This window comes from Streptomyces sp. x-80 (genome assembly GCF_046549095.1).
Classification (GTDB): Bacteria; Actinomycetota; Actinomycetes; order Streptomycetales; family Streptomycetaceae; genus Streptomyces; species Streptomyces celluloflavus.
In genome coordinates this window covers 226,647-250,013 of sequence record NZ_JAJPWM010000003.1, presented here as the reverse complement: position 1 = coordinate 250,013, position 23,367 = coordinate 226,647, and the positions used below count along the sequence as shown (strand labels likewise).

General features: G+C 71.4%; 20 protein-coding genes and 2 pseudogenes. 11 read left to right on the top strand and 11 right to left on the bottom strand.

The genetic code is table 11. From position 1 onward, the window contains the following. Positions 1-212 precede the first annotated feature (212 nt). Both aceE and ACLJWH_RS06665 read left to right on the top strand, forming a co-directional pair. The gene (aceE, locus tag ACLJWH_RS06670; protein ID WP_411140642.1) at positions 213-2,885 is read left to right on the top strand and encodes a pyruvate dehydrogenase (acetyl-transferring), homodimeric type; all 2,673 of its coding nucleotides are present in this window, start codon (positions 213-215) and stop codon (positions 2,883-2,885) included. 204 nt (positions 2,886-3,089) lie between these two features. Continuing rightward, complete coding sequence (locus ACLJWH_RS06665) at positions 3,090-4,121, top strand: helix-turn-helix transcriptional regulator (RefSeq protein ID WP_411140641.1); 1,032 nt, start codon at positions 3,090-3,092, stop codon at positions 4,119-4,121. Positions 4,122-4,127: 6 nt separating this feature from the next. Here the strand turns inward: ACLJWH_RS06665 and ACLJWH_RS06660 are convergent, their stop codons facing one another. Together ACLJWH_RS06660 and ACLJWH_RS06655 are read right to left on the bottom strand one after the other, a co-directional pair. After that, positions 4,128-5,087: an SDR family oxidoreductase gene (locus ACLJWH_RS06660; RefSeq protein WP_411140640.1), complete on the bottom strand. Its 960-nt coding sequence runs from the start codon at positions 5,085-5,087 to the stop codon at positions 4,128-4,130. Positions 5,088-5,337: 250 nt separating this feature from the next. Beyond that, entirely contained in the window at positions 5,338-7,272 is a 1,935-nt protein-coding gene (locus ACLJWH_RS06655; protein ID WP_411140639.1) for a hypothetical protein, read from the bottom strand. A 193-nt stretch (positions 7,273-7,465) separates the two neighbouring features. On the opposite strand from ACLJWH_RS06655, the gene ACLJWH_RS06650 reads away from it, so the two are divergent. The 3 genes from ACLJWH_RS06650 to ACLJWH_RS06640 all read left to right on the top strand — a co-directional run bounded on the left by ACLJWH_RS06650 (position 7,466) and on the right by ACLJWH_RS06640 (position 10,543). Further along, a complete protein-coding gene (locus ACLJWH_RS06650) occupies positions 7,466-7,984 on the top strand; it encodes a DUF4240 domain-containing protein (RefSeq protein WP_411140638.1) in 519 nt (172 codons plus the stop codon). 70 nt (positions 7,985-8,054) lie between these two features. After that, entirely contained in the window at positions 8,055-8,969 is a 915-nt protein-coding gene (locus tag ACLJWH_RS06645) for a TIGR01777 family oxidoreductase (RefSeq protein ID WP_411140637.1), read from the top strand. A 266-nt stretch (positions 8,970-9,235) separates the two neighbouring features. Further along, positions 9,236-10,543, top strand: a complete 1,308-nt coding sequence (locus tag ACLJWH_RS06640) for an NAD(P)/FAD-dependent oxidoreductase (protein WP_411140636.1) — start codon at positions 9,236-9,238, stop codon at positions 10,541-10,543. A 76-nt stretch (positions 10,544-10,619) separates the two neighbouring features. Here the strand turns inward: ACLJWH_RS06640 and ACLJWH_RS06635 are convergent, their stop codons facing one another. Beyond that, positions 10,620-12,074 carry a regulator gene (locus ACLJWH_RS06635; RefSeq protein WP_411140635.1) on the bottom strand — a complete coding sequence of 485 codons (1,455 nt, stop codon included), beginning with the start codon at positions 12,072-12,074 and terminating at the stop codon, positions 10,620-10,622. 323 nt (positions 12,075-12,397) lie between these two features. On the opposite strand from ACLJWH_RS06635, the gene lipB reads away from it, so the two are divergent. From lipB to ACLJWH_RS06615, 4 genes are all read left to right on the top strand, one after another. Further along, entirely contained in the window at positions 12,398-13,213 is an 816-nt protein-coding gene (lipB, locus tag ACLJWH_RS06630) for a lipoyl(octanoyl) transferase LipB (RefSeq protein ID WP_411140634.1), read from the top strand. A 144-nt stretch (positions 13,214-13,357) separates the two neighbouring features. Continuing rightward, a complete protein-coding gene (lipA, locus tag ACLJWH_RS06625) occupies positions 13,358-14,302 on the top strand; it encodes a lipoyl synthase (RefSeq protein ID WP_411140888.1) in 945 nt (314 codons plus the stop codon). A gap of 200 nt (positions 14,303-14,502) precedes the next feature. Next, complete coding sequence (locus ACLJWH_RS06620) at positions 14,503-14,718, top strand: hypothetical protein (protein WP_052860214.1); 216 nt, start codon at positions 14,503-14,505, stop codon at positions 14,716-14,718. Positions 14,719-14,728: 10 nt separating this feature from the next. Next, positions 14,729-15,439 (top strand): DUF4191 domain-containing protein, encoded by a 711-nt coding sequence (locus ACLJWH_RS06615; RefSeq protein ID WP_411140633.1) that lies wholly within the window; start codon positions 14,729-14,731, stop codon positions 15,437-15,439. 289 nt (positions 15,440-15,728) lie between these two features. On the opposite strand, the gene ACLJWH_RS06610 is transcribed toward ACLJWH_RS06615, so the two are convergent. Continuing rightward, positions 15,729-16,196: an RDD family protein gene (locus ACLJWH_RS06610; RefSeq protein WP_411140632.1), complete on the bottom strand. Its 468-nt coding sequence runs from the start codon at positions 16,194-16,196 to the stop codon at positions 15,729-15,731. 249 nt (positions 16,197-16,445) lie between these two features. On the opposite strand from ACLJWH_RS06610, the gene glnA reads away from it, so the two are divergent. Continuing rightward, positions 16,446-17,855: a type I glutamate--ammonia ligase gene (gene glnA / locus ACLJWH_RS06605; RefSeq protein WP_411140631.1), complete on the top strand. Its 1,410-nt coding sequence runs from the start codon at positions 16,446-16,448 to the stop codon at positions 17,853-17,855. A gap of 278 nt (positions 17,856-18,133) precedes the next feature. On the opposite strand, the gene ACLJWH_RS06600 is transcribed toward glnA, so the two are convergent. The 7 genes and pseudogenes from ACLJWH_RS06600 to ACLJWH_RS06570 form a co-directional block, all read right to left on the bottom strand. Next, the gene (locus tag ACLJWH_RS06600; protein ID WP_411140630.1) at positions 18,134-18,256 is read right to left on the bottom strand and encodes a hypothetical protein; all 123 of its coding nucleotides are present in this window, start codon (positions 18,254-18,256) and stop codon (positions 18,134-18,136) included. 10 nt (positions 18,257-18,266) lie between these two features. Continuing rightward, positions 18,267-18,920: a hypothetical protein gene (locus tag ACLJWH_RS06595; protein ID WP_411140629.1), complete on the bottom strand. Its 654-nt coding sequence runs from the start codon at positions 18,918-18,920 to the stop codon at positions 18,267-18,269. Positions 18,921-18,926: 6 nt separating this feature from the next. Next, positions 18,927-19,364 carry a hypothetical protein gene (locus ACLJWH_RS06590; RefSeq protein ID WP_411140628.1) on the bottom strand — a complete coding sequence of 146 codons (438 nt, stop codon included), beginning with the start codon at positions 19,362-19,364 and terminating at the stop codon, positions 18,927-18,929. Beyond that, complete coding sequence (locus ACLJWH_RS06585; protein WP_411140627.1) at positions 19,361-19,801, bottom strand: hypothetical protein; 441 nt, start codon at positions 19,799-19,801, stop codon at positions 19,361-19,363. Before ACLJWH_RS06585 ends, ACLJWH_RS06590 begins: the two co-directional genes overlap by 4 nt. A 117-nt stretch (positions 19,802-19,918) precedes the next feature. Beyond that, positions 19,919-20,451: pseudogene (locus tag ACLJWH_RS06580) on the bottom strand (NUDIX domain-containing protein). Position 20,452: 1 nt separating this feature from the next. Beyond that, a pseudogene (locus tag ACLJWH_RS06575) lies at positions 20,453-21,250 on the bottom strand (tetratricopeptide repeat protein); the annotation flags it as partial. 108 nt (positions 21,251-21,358) lie between these two features. After that, positions 21,359-21,910 carry a hypothetical protein gene (locus ACLJWH_RS06570; protein ID WP_411140626.1) on the bottom strand — a complete coding sequence of 184 codons (552 nt, stop codon included), beginning with the start codon at positions 21,908-21,910 and terminating at the stop codon, positions 21,359-21,361. 335 nt (positions 21,911-22,245) lie between these two features. Between ACLJWH_RS06570 and ACLJWH_RS06565 the strand changes: the two genes are divergently transcribed. Further along, positions 22,246-23,145, top strand: coding sequence for a hypothetical protein (locus tag ACLJWH_RS06565; RefSeq protein ID WP_411140625.1), 900 nt, complete (start codon positions 22,246-22,248; stop codon positions 23,143-23,145). Positions 23,146-23,367: the final 222 nt, after the last annotated feature.

Here is a 23,367-nt window from a genome sequence, read left to right as displayed (position 1 = left end):
GAGGGGGCCGGACGGCGGCGCCGCGCGACCCCCTTCCGACTGGCACCGCGTGCCGGAAAAGGCGGCACCCCGTGCCGACCTGCGGTTATTCGCCCGAAGTGCGTTGATCGATCATCGATCAGAGGCGTATCGTCGCCGTTGGGGCGCGATACCCCTGCCTGCCGAATGCCTGCCGAACACGCATTCACCCCCCGTCCGGAAAGGGGCCATCCATGCCCGATCCCGTGCGCCTGCCGTACAGCCAGCTCGACCAGCTCCCGGACCGCGACCCGGAGGAGACGGCCGAGTGGCGCGAGTCGCTCGACGCCGTCACCAAGGCAGCGGGCCCGCATCGCGCCGCCTATCTGATGCGCCGTGCCCTGGAGCACACCGCGCGCACCGAAGGCACCGCCCTCCCGTCCCTCCTGGAGACGGACTACGTCAACACCATCCCGACCTCCGCCGAGCCCGACTTCCCGGGTGACGAGGCGCTGGAGGCCAGGATCACCGCCTGGAACCGCTGGAACGCCGCCGCGATGGTCACCCGCGGCGCCCGGTACGGCCTCGGCGGCCACATCGCCACCTTCGCCTCCGCTGCCTGGCTCTACGAGACCGGCTTCCAGCACTTCTTCCGCGGCAAGGAGGGCACGGACAGCGGCGACCAGCTCTACCTCCAGGGCCACGCCTCCCCCGGTATCTACGCCCGCGCCTTCCTCGACGGCCGCCTGACCGAGGAGCAGCTCGACCACTTCCGCCAGGAGGCCGGCGGCGCCGGTCTGCCCTCGTACCCGCACCCGCGGCGGCTGCCCTGGCTGTGGGAGTTCCCCACCGTCTCCATGGGCCTGGGCCCGCTCTCCGCGATCTACCAGGCGCGCTTCAACCGCTATCTGCACCACCGCGGCATCAAGGACACCTCCCGCTCCCGCATCTGGGCGTTCCTGGGCGACGGCGAGATGGACGAGCCGGAGTCGACCGCCGCCCTGGCGCTGGCCGGCCGCGAGGGCCTGGACAACCTGACCTTCGTCATCAACTGCAACCTCCAGCGCCTCGACGGCCCGGTCCGCCCCAACTTCAAGATCGTGCAGGAGCTGGAGGCCCAGTTCCGCGCGGCCGGCTGGAACGTCGTCAAGTCGCTGTGGGGCCGGGCCTGGGACGAGGTCTTCGCACAGGACACCGACGGCGCCGTGGTGCGCCGGCTGCGCGAGGTCCCCGACGCCCAGTTCCAGACGTACGCCACCCGCGACGCCGCTTACCTGCGCGACCACTTCTTCGGCGCCGACGCCGCCCTCCAGGCGATCGGCCGCACGCTCTCCGACGCCAAGCTGCTGGAGCTGTTCCAGACCTCCCGCGCCGGCCACGAGCCGCGCAAGGTGTACGCCGCCTATCGGGCCGCCGTCGAGCACAAGGGTGCGCCGACCGTCATCCTGGCGCAGACCGTCAAGGGCTACACCCTCGGTACGGGTTTCGAGTCCCGTAACGCCAACCACCAGATGAAGAAGCTGACCGGGGAGGAGTTCCGCACCATGCGCGACCTCCTGGAACTGCCCATCCCGGACAGCGCGCTCGCGGACGGCCTGGTGCCGTACTGGCGCCCGGCCGAGGACTCCCCGGAGATGCGCTACCTGCGCGAGCGGCGCGCCGCCCTGGACGGCCCGGCGCCGGCCCGCAAGGTCGTCGCCAAACCGCTGCCGATGCCCGCGGACAAGTCCTTCGACGCCCTGAAGAAGGGGTCCGGCAACCAGGAGATCGCCACCACCATGGCGTTCGTCCGGCTGGTCAAGGACCTGATGCGGGACAAGGAGACCGGCCGGCGCTGGGTGCCGGTCGTCCCCGACGAGGCCCGCACCTTCGGCATGGAGTCGCTCTTCCCGTCGGCCGGCCTCTACTCCCCCATGGGCCAGACCTACGACCCCGTCGACCGCGACCAGCTCCTGTACTACAAGGAGGCCAAGAACGGTCAGATCCTCAACGAGGGCATCACCGAGGCCGGTTCGCTGGCCGACTTCACCGCCGCGGCGACCTCGTACGCCACCCACGGCGAGCCGATGATCCCCTTCTACATCTTCTACTCGATGTTCGGCTGGCAGCGCACCGCCGACCAGTTCTGGGCGCTGGCCGACCAGTTGGGCCGCGGCTTCGTCATCGGCGCCACCGCGGGCCGCACGACCATGACCGGCGAGGGCCTCCAGCACGCCGACGGCCATTCGCACCTGATCGCCTCCACCAACCCGGCGGCCCTCTCGTACGACCCGGCGTTCGCGTACGAGGTGGCGGTGATCGTCAAGGAGGGGCTGCGCCGGATGTACGGCCCCGACGCCGAGGACGTCTTCTACTACCTGACGGTCTACAACGAGACCAAGGTCCAGCCGGCCATGCCGGAAGGCGTCGAAGAGGGCATCCTCAAGGGCCTCTACCGCTACCAGGAGGGCCCCCGGCCGCAGGCCGACAGCCCGCGGGTGCAGCTGCTGGCCTCCGGCACCGCCATCCACTGGGTCCTGGAGGCGCAGCGGCTGCTGGCCGCCGACTGGGGCGTGGCGGCGGACATCTGGTCGGCACCGTCCTGGACGGAGCTGCGCCGCGACGCGCTGGAGTGCGACGCGGCCCGGCTGGACGGCGAGGACCGGATTCCGTACGTCACCCGTGCGCTGTCCGGTGCCCCCGGCCCGGTCGTCGCGGTCAGCGACTGGATGCGGGCGGTGCCCGACCAGATCGCGCCCTGGGTCGAGCAGGACTGGGTCTCCATCGGGACCGACGGTTTCGGCCTCTCCGACACCCGTGACGCGGCCCGCCGGCACTTCGGTGTCGATCCGCAGTCGGTGGTCGTCCAGACGCTGGCCGCGCTGGCCCGCCGCGGCGAGGTGAAGCCGGAGACCGTCAAGGAGGCCAGGGAGCGCTACGGCCTGTGAGACCTGGGCGGCACCGGCCGGCGCCGGGTGCCGCCCGCCCCGCTCCCGTGCGGAGATCACCACCGCGCCCGGGGTCTTCGCACGGGATCGCACCGGTACGGCCCGGCCGCGCCTTCGAGGCGGCGGCCGGGCCGTACCACCCAGCACCGGCGGTCCCTTCCCGGGCCGCCGGTGAGTGTCAGTGCCGCCCGGCATGATGACGGCATGCGCGCTGCCCGGCTGATCAAGATGGTGTTGCTGCTCCAGTCCCGGCCGTCGATGACGGCCGCCGAGCTGGCGCGCGAGCTGGAGGTCTCGGAGCGCACGGTCGCCCGGGACGTCCTCTCCCTCTCCGAGGCCGGCGTGCCCGTCTACGCCGACCGCGGCCGGGCCGGCGGCTACCGCCTGATCGGCGGCTACCGCACCCGGCTCACCGGCCTCGGCCGCAGCGAGGCGGAGGCGCTCTTCCTGTCCGGAGTGCCCACCGCCCTGCGCGAGATGGGCCTCGCGGACGCCGCGTCCGCCGCCCGGCTCAAGGTGTCCGCGGCGCTGCTGCCCGAGCTGCGGGACGCCGCGGCGGGCGCCGCCCAGCGCTTCCATCTCGACGCGCCCGCCTGGTATCAGGAGCCCGGGACCCCCGCCCTGCTGCCCGCCGTCGCCGACGCGGTGTGGGACGACCGCCGTCTGACCGCCCGCTACCACCGCAAGGACCGCGAGGTCGGGCGGGAGCTGGAGCCGTACGGCCTCGTGCTGAAGGCCGGGGTCTGGTATCTGGCGGCCCGCGCCGGCGGCACCCCCGCGCCCGGCCCCGGCGGCACCCCCGAGGCCGCGCCCGCGCCGGACTCCGGTTCCTACCGGGTCTACCGCGTGGACCGCTTCACCGCTGTCACCGCCACCGGTGAGCGCTTCACCCGCGACGAGACCTTCGACCTGCCCGCGTTCTGGGCGGCACGGGCCGAGCAGTTCGCCCGCTCGCTGCTGCGCGCGGAGGTGGTGCTGCGGCTCTCCGCGCGCGGGGTCCGGCAGCTGCCGTACGTCACCGAGCGCGCGGCGGCGCGGGAGGCGATCGAGCGGGCGGAGCGGGCGGGCCCACCCGATGAGCACGGCCGGCTGACCGTCACGCTGGCCGTGGAGTCCGCCGATATCGCCTACGCCCAGCTGCTCGCGCTCGGCCCGGAAGGTGAGGTGCTGGCGCCCCGCGCGCTGCGCGAGCGGTTCGCGGCGGCCGCCCGGGGGGCCGCCGCGCTCTATGACTGACCGCCGCTACCGGTAGTCCTCCGGGCTCCCGTCCTTCCCGCCCAGGACCACGTCCTCGAAGTAGCCGAAGCCGTCCGGCCGCGAGCCGTCCGCGTCGGTGAAGTCGTACTCCTTCGCCAGCTGGCCGCTGGAGAGCGACCGGCCGCTCCAGCGCGCCTTGTCCGTGTCGGCGGCCAGTGCGGCGACGCCGCGGGCGACCAGGAGCGGCGACTCGGCGACGGCGAAGTGCGGTTCCTGCGCCACCGCATCGCGCCAGGTCTCCTCCGTCACCCCGAAGTGATCCAGCATCTCCTCGGACCGCAGGAAGCCGGGGGTGAGCGAGACGGCCGTGCCGCCGTGCTTCGCCAGCTCGGCCGCGAGCCCGAACGCGACGCGGTGCGCGGCGTTCTTGGTGAGGTCGAAGCAGAGATTGCCGCGGTAGGTCCGGTTGAAGGTGGCGGTGCCGTCCGTCATCTCGACGACCAGCCCTCCGGGCCGCCGGATCAGCAGCGGCAGTGCGTAGTGGCTGGTGACGAGGTGGCTCTCGACGCCGAGCCGGAGCATCCGCAGCCCGTCGGCCAGGTCGAGGTCCCACAGCGTGGTGTCGAATTCGAGCAGATGGTCACCGCCCCAGACGCTGTTGACCAGCACGTCCAGCCGTCCGTGCGTCCGGTCGACGCGTGCGATGAGCGCCTTGACCTGGTCCGGTTCGAGGTGGTCGGCCGGTACGGCGATCCCGGTGCCGCCGGCCGCCGTGACCAGCTCCGCGGTCTCCTCGATCGTCTCCGTGGCCCGCCCGACCTCGCTGACCCGCTCCCGGGTCGTCCGCCCCGTCACATACACCAGGGCCCCGGCCCGGCCCAGCTCCACGGCGATCGCCCGTCCCGCGCCCCGGGTCGCCCCCGCGACCAGCGCCACCCGCCCCGTCAGTGGCCGCCCCTGCTCCGTCACATCCGCCTGCCTCGTCACGCCCGCCTGCTCCGTCACGTCCGCCACTCCTCGCTGTTCGCGCACCGGGCACCGGGCACCGCGCACCATGCGCCATACGCCGTGCCCCGTACGCCGTTCATCCGTACAGCGCGACCTTCGCAGCGAAACCCGACATCTTCTGTCGGGTTTTCCATCGGGTTTTCCATCGGGTTTTCCGCCGGGTTTCCGTCCGGCGTTCCGTCCGTTCTCCCGCCCGGCTGTCCCGGCTTCCCCGCGAGGTCCCGACGGCTCCGCCCCGGGGACGGGACTACGGCCGGAGCGCGCGCGGACCGGCGCCGGTCCGCAGCCGGCCCGCGACCTCGGCACGGGTGTGCGGCGCGGCCGGTACGGCGAGCGTGCCCTCCCCGGTGGCGGCCCGTACCCCGCCGGTGACGTCGAGACCGGTGACCGCCCGGCTGCCCGCGGCGAGCAGGTACCACGTCCCGGACGCCGACCGCCAGCGGACGGCGCCGACCACCTGGCGGCCGAAACGGCCGCACGCGGCGGTGTCCCGGGCCCGTCCGGCGATCCGCCCGGGGTCGGCCGGGCGCGCGGCGGCCGGCTGGAGCCGCACCGTGACCTGGCCGGACCCGCGCCAGGTGTCCGCGCGGGTACAGACCCAGGTCGCACTGCCGCCGCCCTCCGGGAGGTCCTGCCGGGCGAACGCCCAGTTGTTGACGGACCGTACGCCCGTACCGCGCAGCGACCGCAGCGCACAGGCGGTACGGGCCCAGCTCAGCAGCGCCGGGGGGCCGGTCGCCTCGTCCGGCTGCCGGGGCGGCTCGCCGTCGGCCGACGGCGGCTGGTACGTGAGGTGCACCGGCGCCGGCTCGCCGAGGTCGGTCACGAGGAAGGTGTGGTGCGCCACGATCCGCGCCGAGGACCGGAACCGGACCACCGGCCACCGCCCGCAGCCGCCGCCCGCCGCCGGCGGTGCCGGCACCCGGTCGGTGACACCGTCCGGGGCGATGTGCAGCGGACGGTCCGGGGCGCGGGGCGCGAGCAGATCGCGGGTGGCGGCGTCAGCGACCCACGGCGCGATCAGGTAGCGCAGCCAGCCGTCGCCCCGCCCGATCACCAGCGCGGCGCCGGTCGTCAGATCGGCGCCGTCGACCCGTGCGAAGTGCAGCGTCGGGGTGGCGCCGGCCGGCTCCGCGTAGCGCACCAGCCGCTCGCCGTCGTGGCAGACCACCACTCGCACATTGTCGATCAGGCCCGCGTAGAGCAGCTGCGGCGGATGGTCCGGCGGCCGGGTGGACGTCCCGGCGGATGCCGTGATCCGCGTACCGGCGGGCGGTGCCGCCCAGACCCGCAGCGCCCGCCCCAGCAGCGCCTGGTCGCCCGCGGCGCGTCCGCGGGCGGGCCAGGCGGTGAAGTCCGTCCGCGAGGTGGCGGCCCACCGCTCATCGGGGGTGCGCACCAGCCGTCCCGGGTCCAGCGCCTGCCGCGCCTCGGTGACGGCCGGCCGGCGGCCGGCCGTGTCCCACGCGGCGCCGTCGCCGCCCGGGACGGCGGCCACCACCGCGCCGGCCGCCACCACCGCCGCCACCGCGACCGCCGCCCGCACCCGCTGCCGGCGGCGCAGCAGATCCGTCGGCCGGGTCTGCACCGTGCACGGGTCGAACTCGCCCGAGTTCAGCAGCGCCGCGGCACCGGCGCCGGCCCCCCGGTCCAGCTGTCCGGCCGCCCGCTGCACCGCGGCCGGGTCCTCGATCCCGGCCGCCGCCAGCACGGCGGCGGTGCCCTCCTCGTCCAGCCCCTCCAGATGCCACAGTCCGAGGGCGGCCCGGACCGGTGCCGCGACCGCGGAGAGCGCCCGGTCCAGGGCGAGTTCGTCGGCGCCACCGGCCAGCGGGAAGAGCCGCAGCCCCCAGACGAGGGGCACGGCGGGCAGCAGCCGGGCGGACCGGCGGCGCGGCACCCGCTCGTACGCCAGGGCCTGCCGCAGGGCGCGCAGCCGCACCAGGGCGTAACCGGACCCGGTGGCCGCCGCCCGGCCGGGCCCGCCGGGCGGCGCACCGGCCGGCCGGCCGCGGCCGGTCCGCGGCAGCGCCCGCTGGACCAGGCCGTGGGCGGTGAGCACCCGGCGGTGACGGCCCATCGACGGGGGCAGTACGAGGTAGGCGAGGCGGACGAGCCGTGGGTAGTGCTCGACAAGGGCCGCCTCCGCCCGTTCGACATCGGCCCGGGTGCGTTCGTCCATGGGCATGCTGAACAGCCCTTCACGGGGTGGGGGGATATGTCGTCGTTGCACGCCTTCCAACGAGTGAATCCGGGGCCGGTCACCCGGCGGCGGACCGCTCCGACGGGCGGCGGACACCGGCGGATATCGCCCTTGTCACATCCGGTGTCTTCCGCGTGCGGGCCCGGGTGGCAGGGCGGATGCTGGAGCGGTGATGGACGAGACGGAGTTCTGGGAACTGATCGACGGTTCCCGCGAGGCCGCCGAGGGCGACCCCGAGGAACAGGCCGACCTGCTGGTCGAGCGGTTGGCGGGGCGGGATCCGGACGCCGTCGTGGACTTCGCCCGCCACTTCGAGGCCCGCTACAACCGGGCGTACGCCTGGGAGCTGTGGGCGGCGGCGGGGATCATGCTGGGCGGCGCGAGCGACGACGCGTTCGACTTCTTCCGCTGCTGGCTGATCGGCCAGGGCCGGGAGGTCTTCGAGGGCGCGCTGCACGATCCGGACCGCCTCGCCGACCTCGTGGGCGACTTCGACGAGGCGGTGGACGGCGACGCCGAGGAGCTGGGCTATGCGGCCGACGAGGCGTACGAGCAGCTGACCGGCGCCGTGCTGCCCGACCTCGGCCTGCCCCCGCAGCCGCCCGAACCGCTCGGCACCTACCTCGACTTCGACGACGACCGGGCCCTGGCGGAACGCTTCCCGCGGCTCTGGGACCGCTTCCGGCCGTAGGGCGGGTCACCGGCGTGGCGTCGCCGCGACCCGCCCGGCGGTGCGGACGGGGTGCGGGCAGTATGGGCACATGCGGATCGCGATCACCGGCTCGACCGGTCTCATCGGCACGGCGCTCGTACGGTCGCTGCGCGCCGGGGACAGCGCCCGGCCCGGCGGCCCGGCGGGCGGCCACGACGTCGTCCGGCTCGTCCGGCACCCGCCCACCGCCCCGGACGAGGTGCGCTGGGATCCGCGGCGCCAGGAGGTGGACACCGCCGGGCTCGCCGGCTGCGAGGCGGTGGTCCATCTCGCCGGCGCGGGCGTCGGCGACCACCGCTGGACCGCGGCCTACAAACGGGAGATCCACGACAGCCGCGTCCTGGGCACCCGGGCCCTCGCCACGGCCCTCGCCACGATGGACACCCCGCCGCGGGTCTTCGTCTGCGGTTCGGCGATCGGCTACTACGGCGACACCGGCGACCGGCGGACGGACGAGAGCGCACCGCCCGGTACGGGGTTCCTGCCAGAGGTCTGCGTCGACTGGGAGGCGGCCGCGGCGCCCGCCCGGGAGGCCGGTATCCGCACCGTCTTCGCCCGCACCGGTCTGGTCGTGGCGCGTTCGGGCGGCGCCTGGGGCCGGCTCTTCCCGGTCTTCCGCCTGGGCCTGGGCGGGCGGCTCGGCGACGGCCGCCAGTACTGGAGCTTCATCTCCCTCCAGGACCAGGTGGCGGCGGTGCGCCACCTGATCGACACCGACGGCCTGTCCGGGCCGGTCAACCTCACCGCCCCGGAACCGGTCACCAACCGCGAGGTCACCGCCGTCATGGGCCGCGTCCTGCACCGCCCCACGCTCGTGCCCGTACCGGCGCCGGTGCTGCGGGTCGCGCTCGGTGAGTTCGCCGGGGACGTGCTCGGCAGCCAGCGGGTCGTCCCGGCACGGCTGCTGGCCTCCGGGTTCACGTTCGCCCATCCCGGCATCGCGGACGCGGTCCGGGCGGCGTGAGGCTGCCGGCGGCGGTGGCCCGCACCGGCCCCTGACGGGAACGGCCGCCCCGCTCCCCCGCCGGGCGGGACGCGGACGCGGCCCCCGGCCGGACGGTGCCCCCGCCGGACGGTGCCCCGGGACGAACCCCGACGCGCCCCGCGAGCCCCCTGTCCGCCGCCGCCCGGCCCCCTTACCGTCTCGGGCACACATCTCGGCATCCCGCGCGGCCGCACCGGGCGCCAGCCCCGGGGCGGGGCCGCCGGGACCGACCTCGGGAGGGGCACGTGGTGCGTATCGCATCGGCCGTGGACGTCGTCATCGTGGGGGCCGGCCCGGCCGGACTCGCCGCCGCCCGGCAGCTGACCGGCGCGGGCCTGTCGGTCACCGTGCTGGAGGCCGCCCCGCGGATCGGCGGCCGGGCCGCCACGGACGATCTCGACGGCTTCCGGCTGGACCGCGGCGGACGGCCGCTGGTCGCCACCGCCGCCGAACTTCGCAGGATTCCCGGCCTCGGCGGTCTGACGCTGCGGCCGTTCGCGGCCGGCCTCTGGCTCCACAACGGCCAACGGGCGCAGCGCATCAGCGCGCCCCGGAGCACAAGGGGCGCACTGGCCGCGGCACGCGCCCTCTCACGCGCCGACCGGCGTACCGACCGCAGACCGGACCGGCACACCGACCGCTACGGCGAGCGGGCCACCCCGCCTGCTCCCGCCGACCGCCCGGTCGGTGAGGCCCTGGCGAGCCGCCCCGCCTTCCCGCCGCGCGGCCACGACGCCTTCCTGCGGCCGCTGCTCGGCGCGCTGCTGTGCGATCCGGGGCTGCGCGGCTCCGGCCGCGGTGCCGCGCAGGTCCTGCGCGCGTTCGCCGAGGGCCGGCTGTGCCTGCCGGCCGGCGGCGCCTCGGCCGTCCCCGAACTCCTCGCCGCCGCGCTGCCGCCCGGTACGGTCCGCACCTCCGTCCGCGCCACGGCGGTCTCCACCACCGGCGTGCGCACCGCCGAGCACGGTCTCGTCCCCTGCCGGGCGGTGCTGGTGGCGACGGGCGCGCGCGATGCGGCCGAACTGCTGCCGGGGCTGCGGGTGCCCGCGTTCCACCCGGTGACGGTCCTGCACCACACCGCGGGCACCGTCACCGGAGCGCGCACCGCGCCGTACCACGGCACCGCGCTGGTCCTCCCGACGGAGGGCCCGGTGGCGTACTCGTACGCCGCGGGCGCGATCGACCCGTCCCGGACGCCGCCCGGCCGCTCCCTGGTCACCACCGTCGTGCTGGGCGCCGCGGCCTCGCTGCCGCTGTCCGCTCTCGACGGAGCGGTCCGGCCCCAGCTCGACCGGATCTACGGCGCCGCGGGCGACGACTGGCAGCTGCTGACCGCCCATCACGACCCTTACGCGGTGCCCGCGATGCCAGTCCCGCACGATCCGGAGCGTCCCGTGCGGGTGCTGTCGGGCCTCTATGTGTGCGGCGACCACCGCGACATCAGCACCGTCCAGGGCGCCCTGCACTCGGGCCACCGCGCCGCCCGCGCCCTGCTCCGGGACTTCGGTCTGCCGCCGCTGGTGGAGCCGAACACCCTGCGCACCGCGGCCTGATCCGGCCCCGCCCGGCCGTGGCGGGGCCGCCGCCCCGCCACCCGCCGGTCCCGGCCCCGCGTATCGGTCGGCCCGGTCAGCCCAGCGCCGCGACCCGGTCCCGGTATCCCCGTACCGGCGCCGCGTCCCGGTACGGCTCCAGGCGGCGTTCGAAGTCCCGGACGTACTCATGGGCGCGTACCGAGCGCATCTCGGAGGCTTGCAGAGCCGCCTCGGCACCGAGCGTGCAGGCTTGCTCCAGTTCGCCCAGGCCGAGGCGGGCGGTGGCCAGGACGACGCGGCAGAAGAGCCTGCTGCGGGCGAAGCCGGCGGCGCGCAGTTGCAGCGAGCGCTCGGCGTGCTGGGAGGCGGCGCGGTACTGCTGGAGGTCGCGGTGGCAGTGCGCCAGCTCGTCGGCGAGCTGCGCCTCGTCGAAGAAGCGCGCCCAGTGCGGGGTCTCGTCGCCCGGCCGGGCGGTCTCCAGGGCCCGTTCGGCGCGGGCCAGCGCCGCCGTGCAGGCCCGGACCTCGGACAGCAGACCGTGCCCGCGCGCCTCCGCGGCGTGCAGCAGCGCCTGGACCACGGGCGGCGCGCTGCTGCCGACGCCCTGCTGGGCGACCCGCGCCAGTTGGACGGCCTCCCGGCCGTGCCCCAGATAGACGGCCTGCCGGCTCATCGTCACCAGGACGTAGGAGCCGTACGCCCGGTCACCGGCCGCCTGGGACAGCCGCAGCGCCTGGACGAAGTACCGCTGCGCCAGCCCGTGCGCGGCGATGTCGTACGAGGTCCAGCCGGCCAGCCGGGTCAGGTCGGCGGCGGCCGCGAAGAGCCGGCGGCCGGTCGCCTCGCTGTACGTGCCGCGCAGCATCGGCTCGGCCTCGTGCTCCAGATAGCGCACCAGGGCCTGCCGGGCGTGGCCGCCGCCGTAGGCGTGGTCCAGCGCCCGGAAGAGCTCGCCGACCGAGCGCAGCGCCGCGATGTCGCCGGCGCAGACCCGGGCGCCCTGCGGACGGTCGGTGCGGTCGGTCCGGCGCTGCCGGGGCACCGGCATCCGGCCCTGGGCGGGCACCCGGCCCGCGCCGTCGGCCGGCGGGTCGCCGCGGGCCACCCGTTCGTCGGCGCGGCCGATCAGCCAGTCCCGGCTGGGCACCACCAGCCCGGCCGGGGTGAAGGCGATCTTCCGCAGTTCGGCGTGGCTGCCGGAGTCCTTGCGCCACAGGCCCGTGACGATGTCCACCGCCTCACCGGGCGTCGCGGCGAATTCGAGCCCGGCGTACACCGGTGCGCAGGCGTCCAGGCCGAGGTCCTGGGCGGACAGCCGACGGCCCAGCCGGCGGGTGAACACCTCGGCGATCAGCGCCGGTGTGGTGCCTCTCGGCTGCTGGCCGCGGAGCCAGCGGGTCACCGAGGTCTTGTCGTAGCGCAGGTCGAGGCCGTGCTCGATGCCGAGCTGATCCACCCGTCTGGCCAGCCCGGCATTGGAGAATCCCGCCTCGGCGATCAGCCCTGCGAGCTGGCGGTTGGGCATGTGTTGCGGGGGTCGTTCGGTCATCGGCTTTACCGGTCTCCTGCCTTTCGGGCCGGGCCGCCGGATTCGGCCGGCCCCGCCCGGTGCACTCCTCGCCCTTGTGGAACGGCGTGAATGTAACGGCCTTCGGTGCCTTTCTCGCCGCCTGTGCGCCGCGTTCATCCGATCGTGTGAGCAGGGCGCTTACGGTGCGGCAGGCGGTCCGGCACCCGCCCCTCCCCCGGGGTACGCACCGTCCCGATCCGGCCGCCTGCGGCGACGCCGCCGGGCGCCCGTACAGTGGCAAGGCCGCGAAGTGGCATCAAATGTGGCGATGAACCGCACCAAAGGTTCGAAGAGGAGCTGCCGTGACTGCGATCTCTCGGGGGGAGACCCCCGTACCCGAGGGGCTGCGCTTTGTGCACCTGGGCTTCGGAGCGGACGCCGTGGAGTACGAGGCGGCGTGGCAGGAACAGCGCCGGGTGCACGCCGCCCGGTTCGCCGACGAGGTGCCGGACACCTGTCTGCTGCTGGAGCACCCGCCCGTCTACACCGCGGGACGCCGCACGGCCGACGACGAGCGCCCCCTGGACGGCACCCCCGTCATCGACGTGGACCGCGGCGGAAAGATCACCTGGCACGGCCCCGGCCAGCTGGTGGGCTACCCCATCCAGAAGCTGCCGCGCCCGGTCGACGTCGTCGCCCACGTCCGCCGCCTCGAAGAGGCCCTGATCCGGGTCTGTGCCGACTTCGGCGTCGAGGGCACCCGGATCGAGGGCCGCAGCGGCGTCTGGGTGCTGGGCGACCCGGTCGAGGAGCGGCCGGCCCTGGGCGGTCTGACGCTGGACTTCGACCCCCGGGTGGCGGACGAGATGTTCGACGCGCGGCTGAACGGCCCGGAGTACGCGCCGTCCAACGCCGGGCAGCGCCGGGAGGACCGCAAGCTCGCCGCCATCGGCATCCGCGTCGCCAAGGGCGTCACGATGCACGGCTTCGCGCTCAACGTGAACCCGGACAACACCTCGTTCGACAAGATCGTGCCGTGCGGTATCCGCGACGCCGGCGTCGCCTCGCTCTCCGCCGAGCTGGGCCGCGAGATCACCATCGCCGAGGTACTGCCCGCCGTCGAGAAGCATCTGCGGGACGTCCTGGAGGGCGCCGAGATCCTCCCCCGCGCCGTCTGAACCGCACGGCGGGAATGCACCCCTGGCATGCAGGGTTGCTCTGCACGTAAAGACGTGCGAATTACGGGCGTACCCTGGTGGACGCCGAAGAATCGAAGTCGTAGGGAGCCGGACGTGTCCGCTGTCGCACCCGACGGGCAGTCAATGCCCAAGCCTGACGGCCGGCGAATGCTGCGCCTGGAGGTCCGGAACAGCCAGACCCCCATCGAGCGCAAGCCCGAGTGGATCAAGACCCGGGCGAAGATGGGTCCGGAGTACAACCACCTCCAGGGCCTGGTGAAGAGCGAGGGCCTGCACACGGTCTGCCAGGAGGCGGGCTGTCCCAACATCTACGAATGCTGGGAGGACCGCGAGGCGACCTTCCTCATCGGTGGCGACCAGTGCACCCGGCGCTGCGACTTCTGCCAGATCGACACGGGCAAGCCGCAGGCGCTGGACCGCGACGAGCCGCGCCGGGTGGCCGAGTCCGTCGAGACCATGGGCCTGAAGTACGCCACGATCACCGGCGTCGCCCGTGACGACCTGGCGGACGGCGGCGCCTGGCTGTACGCGGAGACCGTCCGGCAGATCCACACCCGGATGCCGGACACCGGCGTCGAGCTGCTGATCCCCGACTTCAACGCGGTCCCCGAGCAGCTGGCCGAGGTCTTCTCCTCGCGGCCCGAGGTGCTCGCGCACAACGTCGAGACGGTGCCGCGGATCTTCAAGCGGATCCGCCCCGGCTTCCGCTACGAGCGCTCCCTGGAGGTCATCACCAAGGCCCGCGAGGCCGGCCTGGTGACCAAGTCCAACCTGATCCTGGGCATGGGCGAGGAGCGCGCGGAGATCAGCCAGGCGCTCCAGGACCTGCACGACGCGGGGTGCGAGCTGATCACGATCACGCAGTATCTGCGCCCGTCCGTGCGGCACCACCCGATCGAGCGCTGGGTCAAGCCCGCCGAGTTCGTGGAGCTCAAGGAGGAGGCCGAGGAGATCGGCTACGCCGGTGTCATGTCCGGCCCGCTGGTCCGCTCCTCCTACCGCGCCGGCCGCCTTTACCAGCAGGCGATCGAACGGCGCGAGGTCGAGGCGTCCACTCAGGCGGTCTGAGCCGCCCGGCGCGCCATCTTGTGAATCGTGGCACATGCTGAGAGGACGCGCGGCCCGCGCTCCCCCAGGGCGGGGGCGGTGCGGGCCGCGTCAACGTTTCATAGGTGTTTGACCGGCAGGTCATCCGTTGGTAACACCCTTCGGTGACGATGGATGCACGCACCGCTCCCGCACCTTCGACCGCCTGAGGGAGACCTGACATGCAGGCCGCGCAGCTCCGCGCCACCGCCCGCTCCATCCCCGCCGTCACCGGTGCACTGCGTGCCGTCGAGGCCGTGCTGCTGCGCGGCGGACAGCGCACCGCCCGCCGGAACGCCTGGACGTCGGTGCTGGAGGACCGCCGCCGGGCCAAGGACCGGCACGAGGCCCAGGACGTACTGGAGGCCGCGGCGACCAGGCGTCCACAGGCCACGTAAACTTCGCTGTATGGCGAGGAAGGCAAAATCAGACGGCGCTGCCGGCGCTGAGAACCCCGGGCGGCTCAAGCAGATCGCCCTGACCTACAAGATGACCCGTCGGGTCGACTCCAAGGTCGGTCTTGTCGTCGCTGGCGTGGGCATCGTCGTATTCGGCGTTCTCCTTGCCATCGGCTTCTTGATCGGTCACCCCATCTACGCGGGCATCCTGGGCTTCGTCCTGGCCTTCCTCGCGATGGCGATCGTCTTCGGACGCCGCGCGGAGCGAGCTGCCTTCGGGCAGATGGAGGGCCAGCCCGGTGCGGCGGCCGCCGTGCTGGAGAACGTCGGCCGCGGCTGGACGATCACCCCGGCGGTGGCGATGAACCGCAGCCAGGACGTCGTGCACCGCGCCGTCGGCAAGGCCGGCATCGTGCTGGTCGGCGAGGGCAACCCGAACCGTCTCCGCGGCCTGCTCGCCGCCGAGAAGAAGCGGATGGCGCGCACCGTCGCCGATGCCCCGGTCCACGACCTCATCGTGGGCGACGGCGAGGGCCAGGTGGCGCTGAAGAAGGTCCGGACGACCCTGCTGAAGCTGCCGCGCGTACTGCCCGGCGCCCAGGTCACGGCCGTCAACGACCGGCTCCGCGCGCTGGGCGACCTGATGAGCAACATGCCGGTGCCTAAGGGCCCGATGCCGAAGGGCATGCGGATGCCCAAGGGCGGCGGCAAGACGCGCTGACCGGCCGGACGGCCGGACATCCCGGCCCCGACGAGAAACCACGAACGCCCCGGAGCGGAGAGCTCCGGGGCGTTCTGTATGCGGTCCGGGGGCGGTAGGCGGTCCGGGTGCGGTACGCGGTGTGGGGGTCCGCGGTACGGGCACGGGCGGTGCCGTCCGTATACGAGCGGCAGGGAGTTCGTACGGGGCCCGTACACAGCCGGCTCGTACCTGAGCGGGATGCAGGCTGGCAGGCGAGCGATCCGAACCGCTCAGCCCCCTACCTCTCCTACCTCTCCTACCTCTTCATTCAGATCCGTACCTCTACCGAGCGGGCCAGGCGGTCGTGCAGGCCGCGGCCGTCGCGGTCCCAGATGACGGCCGGGATGACCACGACGAGCAGGAGCGTCCGCAGCACCACCCGCGGCAGCGAGATCCGGCCGCCGCCCTCGGCGGCGACCCGCAGGCCCACCAGCCGCTTGCCGGGCGTGAAGCCGACCGTGCCGACCGTCAGCACGCTGAGCACCGCGAAGACGACCAGCGCCCAGTTGCTCGCCGACTGCATCTTGCCGCCGCTGAGCAGCCCGTAGGCGATCAGCATGCACAGCGCCCAGTCGATGAAGAGGGCGGCGACGCGGCGCCCGGGACGGGCGACCGAACCCGGTCCCTCCTCCGGCAGCCCGAGCCGCTGGCCGCGGTAGCCGAATTCGACGCCCATGTCCTCGGCTGCCGCGCGGGGCCCGGAGATCCACGATCCGATTGCTTGCCTGTTGTCCACCCGTCCACGGTACTGCGACCGCATACGTGCACCTCGCGGAGGGGCGGCAGACGCGGACCGGACGGGCCGTCGGCGGCGCACGCCGGAGCGTGCGACGGGCCGCGCGCCGGTTAACCTCGGCGAAACAAATGGGTCATGCTTGGGAAATCACGCCTGCTTATGGTCGGGCAAGCGCGCCACCGCACATGGGCGCGCTCCGCGTAGCAACCCCGCGTCCGCCGACCGGTGACCGGGCTAGGAGGAGTAGGGATGTTCCAGAACGCCGACGAGGCAAAGAAGTACATCGCGGACGAGGACGTCAAATTCATCGACGTCCGCTTCTGCGACCTGCCCGGTGTGATGCAGCACTTCACGATCCCGGCGAAGGCGTTCGACCCGACCGAGGAGCTGGCCTTCGACGGTTCGTCGATCCGCGGCTTCCAGGCGATCCACGAGTCCGACATGGCGCTGCGCGCGGACCTGTCGACCGCTCGGGTGGACCCGTTCCGCCGGGACAAGACGGTCAACATCAACTTCTTCATCCACGACCCGATCACCGGCGAGCAGTACAGCCGTGACCCGCGCAACATCGCCAAGAAGGCCGAGGCGTACCTCGCCTCCACCGGCATCGCGGACACCGCGTACTTCGGCCCCGAGGCCGAGTTCTACGTCTTCGACAGCGTGCGCTTCGAGACCAGCGCGAACCAGTCCTTCTACCACATCGACTCCGAGGCCGGCGCCTGGAACACCGGGTCGGAGGAGAACAACCGCGGCTACAAGGTCCGCTACAAGGGCGGCTACTTCCCGGCCCCGCCGGTCGACCACTTCGCCGATCTGCGCGCCGAGATCTCCCTGGAGCTGGAGGCGGCCGGCCTGGAGGTCGAGCGCCAGCACCACGAGGTCGGCACGGCCGGCCAGGCGGAGATCAACTACAAGTTCAACACGCTGCTCGCCGCGGCCGACGACCTGATGCTCTTCAAGTACATCGTGAAGAACGTCGCCTGGCGCAACGGCAAGACCGCGACCTTCATGCCCAAGCCGATCTTCGGCGACAACGGCTCCGGCATGCACGTCCACCAGTCCCTCTGGTCCGGCGGCACCCCGCTCTTCTACGACGAGCAGGGCTACGCGGGCCTCTCGGACACCGCCCGCTACTACATCGGCGGCATCCTCAAGCACGCCCCGTCGCTGCTGGCCTTCACCAACCCGACGGTGAACTCCTACCACCGCCTGGTCCCCGGCTTCGAGGCCCCGGTCAACATGGTCTACTCGCAGCGCAACCGCTCCGCGGCCATGCGCATCCCGATCACGGGCTCCAACCCGAAGGCCAAGCGCGTCGAGTTCCGCGCCCCGGACCCGTCCTCGAACCCGTACCTCGCCTTCTCCGCACTCCTCCTCGCGGGCCTGGACGGCGTCAAGAACAAGATCGAGCCGGCCGAGCCGATCGACAAGGACCTCTACGAACTCGCCCCCGAGGAGCACGCGAGCGTCCCCCAGGTCCCGACCTCCCTCCCGGCCGTCCTCGAAGCCCTCGAGGCCGACAACGAGTACCTCCAGCAGGGCGGCGTCTTCACCCCCGACCTGATCGAAACCTGGATCGACTACAAGCGCACGAACGAAATCGCCCCGATCCAGCTGCGGCCGCATCCGCATGAGTTCGAGCTTTACTTCGACATCTAAAGAGTAGGGTTGGGCGACCTGGGCTGGAGCCCGGAAAACCGACTGTGACCTGCGAAAACTCTTCTCGCGAGTTCTCATGGTTCCCAGCTGTTTTCCACCCCCTTGTGCACCGCGTGTGCACCACCCGGCTAGTTTTCTGACGTGATGTCAGTTTGACCAGTGAGGGCCGCTACCCGGATCCGGGTAGCGGCCCTCACTGGGTTGGCAGTGCGGGGCGCTTACCGGCCAGTTGGCCAGGTTGGAGGATGCCCTCAGTAGGCCGATAACGTCGACTTTTTTCAGCCGGTGGCGATGGGCCTGACAGCCGCGATCGGGTGGCCTACGGATTGTGGGCGGATCGCGGTGACACTGACGATCCAGTTCTGTACCAGCGTGACCGCGGCGCCGGGCTCCAGAGCCACGGCGCCAGTCTCAGCGCTTGGCGCGTACGGCTGCGCGCGCGGTTGCTCCGTTACCTGCTGCCCTCGATCGAGCGAAGTGAGCCCGGTCGGCAATCTCGCCCGCAAACTCGGTCCATCCGTACATCGCGGCCAGCACCGCCGCACCGACCGCAACGGCGCCAGCCACCCACGCTGTCCCGCTGGAGATGGCGGCCGGCCCCCACGCGATGAGCCTCCACCTGGGAGCATTGCGCACGGCTATCTGTGCCGCCCGCTCTGACCAGAGCTCGAAAACCTGAGCCACTCTGGCCAGTGCTGCCGCCAGAGAGGCGAAAAACGCCGCGGCGCCAAGCAACGCTCCAATGATGCGTGTGCCAAGTCCCGGCGGTGGGTGACCAGCCGTCAAGGGCTTCCCTAGCAGGCAGTACCAGACGGCCGCTCCCGAAGGGAAAGCTATGACGACCGCAATGGCACCGATGGTGAATAGCAAGTCGTCGTAGTCGTCAACGTCGTCGGGCTGTTCCTTGTCACTGTCGTCGCGCCGGGCGGAGCGCGAAGCACGCGCATTGGCTTGCTTCGGGGATACATGGCCCACGAAGAAGTTCCACACACCACCATGGACGTCGCGGCCGACGAAAGTTCCAGGTCCTTCGTTGCGCTGCTCGCGCCCCTGTTTGTCAGACACTGCTCATCACGTCCAACCACCACGGCCTCTGCGGTTGGAATCCAAAGTTTCCGCCGCGGCCAGGAGCCTGGGTAGTACCTTTTCGAGCTTATGCGCCGTGTCCGAGAGCAGCACGGCTGTATCGGGGAGCGCAATACGCTGAAAGGTAGCGGCGGCGTTTGCGAGGAGTTCGGCGGAGTCGGCGAGGTTGAACCGCCGCGCTGCGACGGCGATCAGTTCGGCGGTATCCGCGTCCCGCGTACTCCGTACAGCAGCTGCAGTGAGCAACCCAGCAAGCCCGGGGGACGTCTTGGCGATGATCTTCAGGTGCTCTTTGGTCCCCTTGCTGAGCTGCTCGTAATGGTTGTGAATGCTGCCTTGCACGTTGCCTGCAACGAATGTTCCTGAGCCGATGTTGTGTTGCGAGCGAGGTTCGGGCTCCGGGTTTCCTTTTGCCGCCGTCACTGAGATCCCCCGCCGTAGGTGTTGTGAATGCCACCAACAATGGTCCCGTTGACGAACGTTCCCGATCCGGTGTTGTACTGGCTCCCGTTGTTTGAGGAGCCCCCTGCCCCGACGATGGCTTCAAGATCGGAGCGGGTTTCCGGGTGACTGGCGACATACTCGGCCAGCCGCTGAGCCCACTCCTGCACGATCTGTTCCTGGGCGCGTGCGAGGTCGGGCGCGATGGCGGCGTCGGAGTCTGCTGCGCGGGCCCACTCTGCAAGCGTCCGACTGTCGTTGTGGTGGGCGTTGAGGGCTAGGGTCTGTTCGTCCTGGGTGCCCTTGCGGAAGAGCTGGGCGATCTTCGGACGGATAGCAACCGCTCCGCCAGTGACCATGGACGCAACGATCGTTCCCGCTGCGCCGGTCGCTATCGAGACAAGCTCGGGATCAAGCATGTTCAGGTTCCCCCGGGTAACACGTGCGACGTGATGCTGGGGGGGGAACGTACCGCTGCTGCCGAGATTCTGCGTCGTTTATAGACAAGCCATGGTTGCTACACGAAGCACGGATGATCAACCCCAGCCGTTGAGGGAGACTTCCTGGCCACCTGTCAGGTAGCGATGAAGGGCATGGGCGGTTGTGTCCACGAACTCCTCGGGGATGGCGTTGGCGTCGATCCAGCAGACCTGGGCATGCTTGTGGGGTTCACAGTTTTCGGGTTCGCCGGTCCATCGTGGGCTGCGAAGACGACGGTAAGGAAGCCATTGGGGGCCTCCACGCCCCAGGCACCATGGATGATGTGGGCGACCTTCAAGGACTCCGGCTTAATCGTCAGCCCCGTCTCCTCGTAGAGCTCGCGGACGGCGGTCTCGGTGATCGGTTCGCCGGGTTCGCTCTTGCCGACGGGAAGGTCCCACATGCCTTGGGCGAACTTGGCCTGATCGCTGCGCTGGAGGAGGACGACGCGGTTGGTGGCCTTGTCGTGGACGATGACGGCGGCGACCAGCAGAGTCATGGAGTCGAGGGCGGGCTTGAGTGCTTTGGGCTGGTCGTCGATCTTCGGCTGGGCCACGGTGCATCCCTTCGTCGGCCGGTTGGTGGGCAGCTTAGGCCAGTACTTCTCGTGTGCGGCGGGCGAGTTCGGCGGCGCCCGGTACTTTGCGCCGCTGATAGACGGCAAGGGTTGATCTGAGCGAAGTGATCGCCTTGCGCGTCCGGTCGGAGGTCATGCCTTCCATGAGGGTCAGGGCCTGGGACCAGGCGGCGACAGCCTCGTCGGCGCGGGCCTGGGCGGCGAGGCTGTCGCCGAGGTCGGCGTAGGTGAGGGCATGGACCCGCTTGTACTTCTGAGGGTCCCAGCTGATGAGCGCGTCGCGGTGCTGCTGCTCGGTGCCGATGTGGTCGGCTAGGTCGGTCAGGGTGCGGGCGGTGTGGCTGGCGACAGTGCCGGCGGCCGGGCCGCTGCCGCGGGAGTAGCTGGGCTGGGGGCGGTCGTCGCGGAGGAGAGCGTCTTCGGCGGCGAGGAGGGCTCGGGCTGCGGAGGGTTTCTCTCCGATGGCGGCGTAGGCGCGGGCGTGGGTGATGTGGAGGAGGGCTTCGGTCTGGCCGTCGATGCGGCCGAGGCCGTGGGTGAGCGCGGCGGCGGCGAGGTCGACGCAGTGGTGGGGCTGTTTGAGGCTGATGGCCTGGTGGGCGAGGGCGCGCATCATCCAGGCGGCGTGGCCGTGTGGGTCGGCTTCGCAGGCGAGTTGGTAGCCGACCTGGTAGTAGCGCTGGGCGGCACCTTCCTGGCCGAGGTCGTGGTGTTTCCAGCCAGCCAGGTAGGCGAGTTCGGCCACTGCACCGAAGGCGGCTTGGCGTAAGGCTTCATTGGGGAAGCATCCGCGGAGCATGGGGGCGGCCGTTCAGAAGGCGCGCAAGGCAATCGGACAACAGTACCGGGCTGCGGTCTGACTCCGGCGCACGAGGTGTCGCAACATGCGGGCTGCTGCCGGAAACTCCGTCCACTCCGACTACTTGCTGTGCCTCAAGAGCCTGTCGGCGTCTTCTGCTAGGTACACGGAGGCAAGGCGCTCGGGATGCCACATGACGATCTGTGTTGTGCCGTACCCGTACCAACCTGGCCCACCGAACCCTGCCACAAGGCCAGACTCCTGCCACTGCTCGATACGGCTTCGGTCGTCCTCACTCACCGAATACGGCGAGGACGTGATCGCGGTCGGCAGCCCGTCCTTGAGCCAGAAGATGGGGTGATCAAGCCAGCGCCTGTCGTTGCGAGGCCGGGAACCGTAGTTGCCACACGCGTCGGGTTCGCACTGCCTGCTGGCGCTGCGCAACAGCCATCGTGGGCAGCACCCACTCTCGCTGCAGCACAGTCCGTGGTCTTCGGCCCACTCGACGATGACCAGTTGAGCCACGCGCGCGTGGGCAGCAGCCTTCTCATACTGCTCCTCGCCGAGCCCACTGCGTCGCCGATTCGGGGTAGCGAGCCCGTAGGGCCACAAAATCTCGCCTCGCTGCTTCTTGAAGATCTTCGACGCCCGAATCTCCAAATCGCGGTTCACTTCTGCCTCCTTGGGGCCGGCGAACAGGTCATGACCGTAGGGTTGCCCGGTGACGGCTACGGCTGGACTACCCAGATCTGACGCCATCGCATGCCGGTGAAAGGGCCCAGGAGCAGCGCTGTCCAGCACTCACCGTCCGTTTGCTGACTCAAGCGCAAGATGCTGGCGTACCTTGTCTGTGGCGCTGCTGCGGCAGTGCGTCTCGCTACATCCGGTCCCGGCGCCGGAGCGAGCAGTGGGCTCTTGAGAGTCACCCGCAGTTGGCAGTCAGTACGCATCAGGACATCCGATCTGTCTCTCCTGTCGTCGCCGGGCGGCAGTGGAAGGGGCAAGGTATGTCCAAGTCGCGCAATGCCAACAGTCTGGCGAAGAAAATCGTTCGCCAGACGTCGCTCAAACAGGCGACTGCTTCAAGACTGGCGAAGCAGGCCCATGTCTACCTCGGATCCTCGGTCGTAGATTCCCCCGACCCACGTCAACGCCGCCTGGAAGCGCACATGGCCCACGTGCTGGCCAGCAGCTTCCGGGATCGTCAGCTCAATGCTGCTCTCCTTGGTGTGCGAGAAGCAGAGCCAGAGGGTCAGAGCGTGAAGCTGACCCTGGAGTCCGACATGGCGGACGAGGTCCTCCGTGAACTCCTCCCGCGATTCGATCACTTCTACGGTGGCGTGCGCGGGGTCGCCGGCCTGCGCGTTCGGGGCAACGAAAGGGAATTGAACCTCCATGACGCGGCCAGCTCGGCTCACGTCACCGTAACGCGTGCGGACGGTGGACCCATCCGTCTGCCTTCCGCGCGCGACGGCGAGGTGCTTCTCTGGAAACGAGTTCCCGGTGGCCTCTCTCGCGACGAAAGGCAGGAGACTGAGGAGTGGACAGTCTCGCGGGGGATCGAGGACCTGCGGGTGCGCGATTTGCTGCTGAGTCGAATTCTGCGGCTCCCAGGGTTGGTCAACAGGACTGCAGAGCCACACGGATTCGCCAACTGCTACACACATCACGCTGGCGATCTCGTGATCGAGTGGTGCTGCGGCGACACCGTTGAAGCGCTCTGTGCGGTTCTCTTGGCCCACGGCTTCGCTGACGACGTGCCCGGGGAAAAGGCGATCGAGTTGATCTCAAAGCACTCTGCTCATCTCGGCGATCGCACTGTGATATTGAATCGGCACGGGTCATGTCTGTACGGCCGCAGTGCTGAGGATGTCGTGGAGTCCATCAAGGAGGGTTACGAGTCATGACCCTGTCCGGGATGGCGCTCTTACTACCGGCGTGCATGGTCCTGAGAGTCGTCGCACGCTACGTACGGGATCTGGCGGTGCTTCGCCACCTGGAACGACTTATAGCGGGCTGTGACCAAGGGCAACGAGTTGAGGTCTGCCGGATCCTCGCTGCCTCATTACACACGACTGGGAAAGCCGAGCCGCGGGACGAACTGTCGCCCAGCGATCCAGCGGCGCGGT

Bases quoted from the DNA above. Each gene is read 5' to 3' on its own strand.
- aceE (WP_411140642.1), top strand. From the start codon at position 213: ATGCCCGATCCCGTGCGCCTGCCGTACAGCCAGCTCGACCAGCTCCCG.
- ACLJWH_RS06665 (WP_411140641.1), top strand. From the start codon at position 3,090: ATGCGCGCTGCCCGGCTGATCAAGATGGTGTTGCTGCTCCAGTCCCGG.
- ACLJWH_RS06655 (WP_411140639.1), bottom strand. From the start codon at position 7,272: ATGGACGAACGCACCCGGGCCGATGTCGAACGGGCGGAGGCGGCCCTT.
- ACLJWH_RS06650 (WP_411140638.1), top strand. From the start codon at position 7,466: ATGGACGAGACGGAGTTCTGGGAACTGATCGACGGTTCCCGCGAGGCC.
- ACLJWH_RS06645 (WP_411140637.1), top strand. From the start codon at position 8,055: ATGCGGATCGCGATCACCGGCTCGACCGGTCTCATCGGCACGGCGCTC.
- ACLJWH_RS06635 (WP_411140635.1), bottom strand. From the start codon at position 12,074: ATGACCGAACGACCCCCGCAACACATGCCCAACCGCCAGCTCGCAGGG.
- lipA (WP_411140888.1), top strand. From the start codon at position 13,358: ATGCCCAAGCCTGACGGCCGGCGAATGCTGCGCCTGGAGGTCCGGAAC.
- ACLJWH_RS06620 (WP_052860214.1), top strand. From the start codon at position 14,503: ATGCAGGCCGCGCAGCTCCGCGCCACCGCCCGCTCCATCCCCGCCGTC.
- ACLJWH_RS06615 (WP_411140633.1), top strand. From the start codon at position 14,729: ATGGCGAGGAAGGCAAAATCAGACGGCGCTGCCGGCGCTGAGAACCCC.
- glnA (WP_411140631.1), top strand. From the start codon at position 16,446: ATGTTCCAGAACGCCGACGAGGCAAAGAAGTACATCGCGGACGAGGAC.
- ACLJWH_RS06585 (WP_411140627.1), bottom strand. From the start codon at position 19,801: ATGCTTGATCCCGAGCTTGTCTCGATAGCGACCGGCGCAGCGGGAACG.
- ACLJWH_RS06565 (WP_411140625.1), top strand. From the start codon at position 22,246: ATGTCCAAGTCGCGCAATGCCAACAGTCTGGCGAAGAAAATCGTTCGC.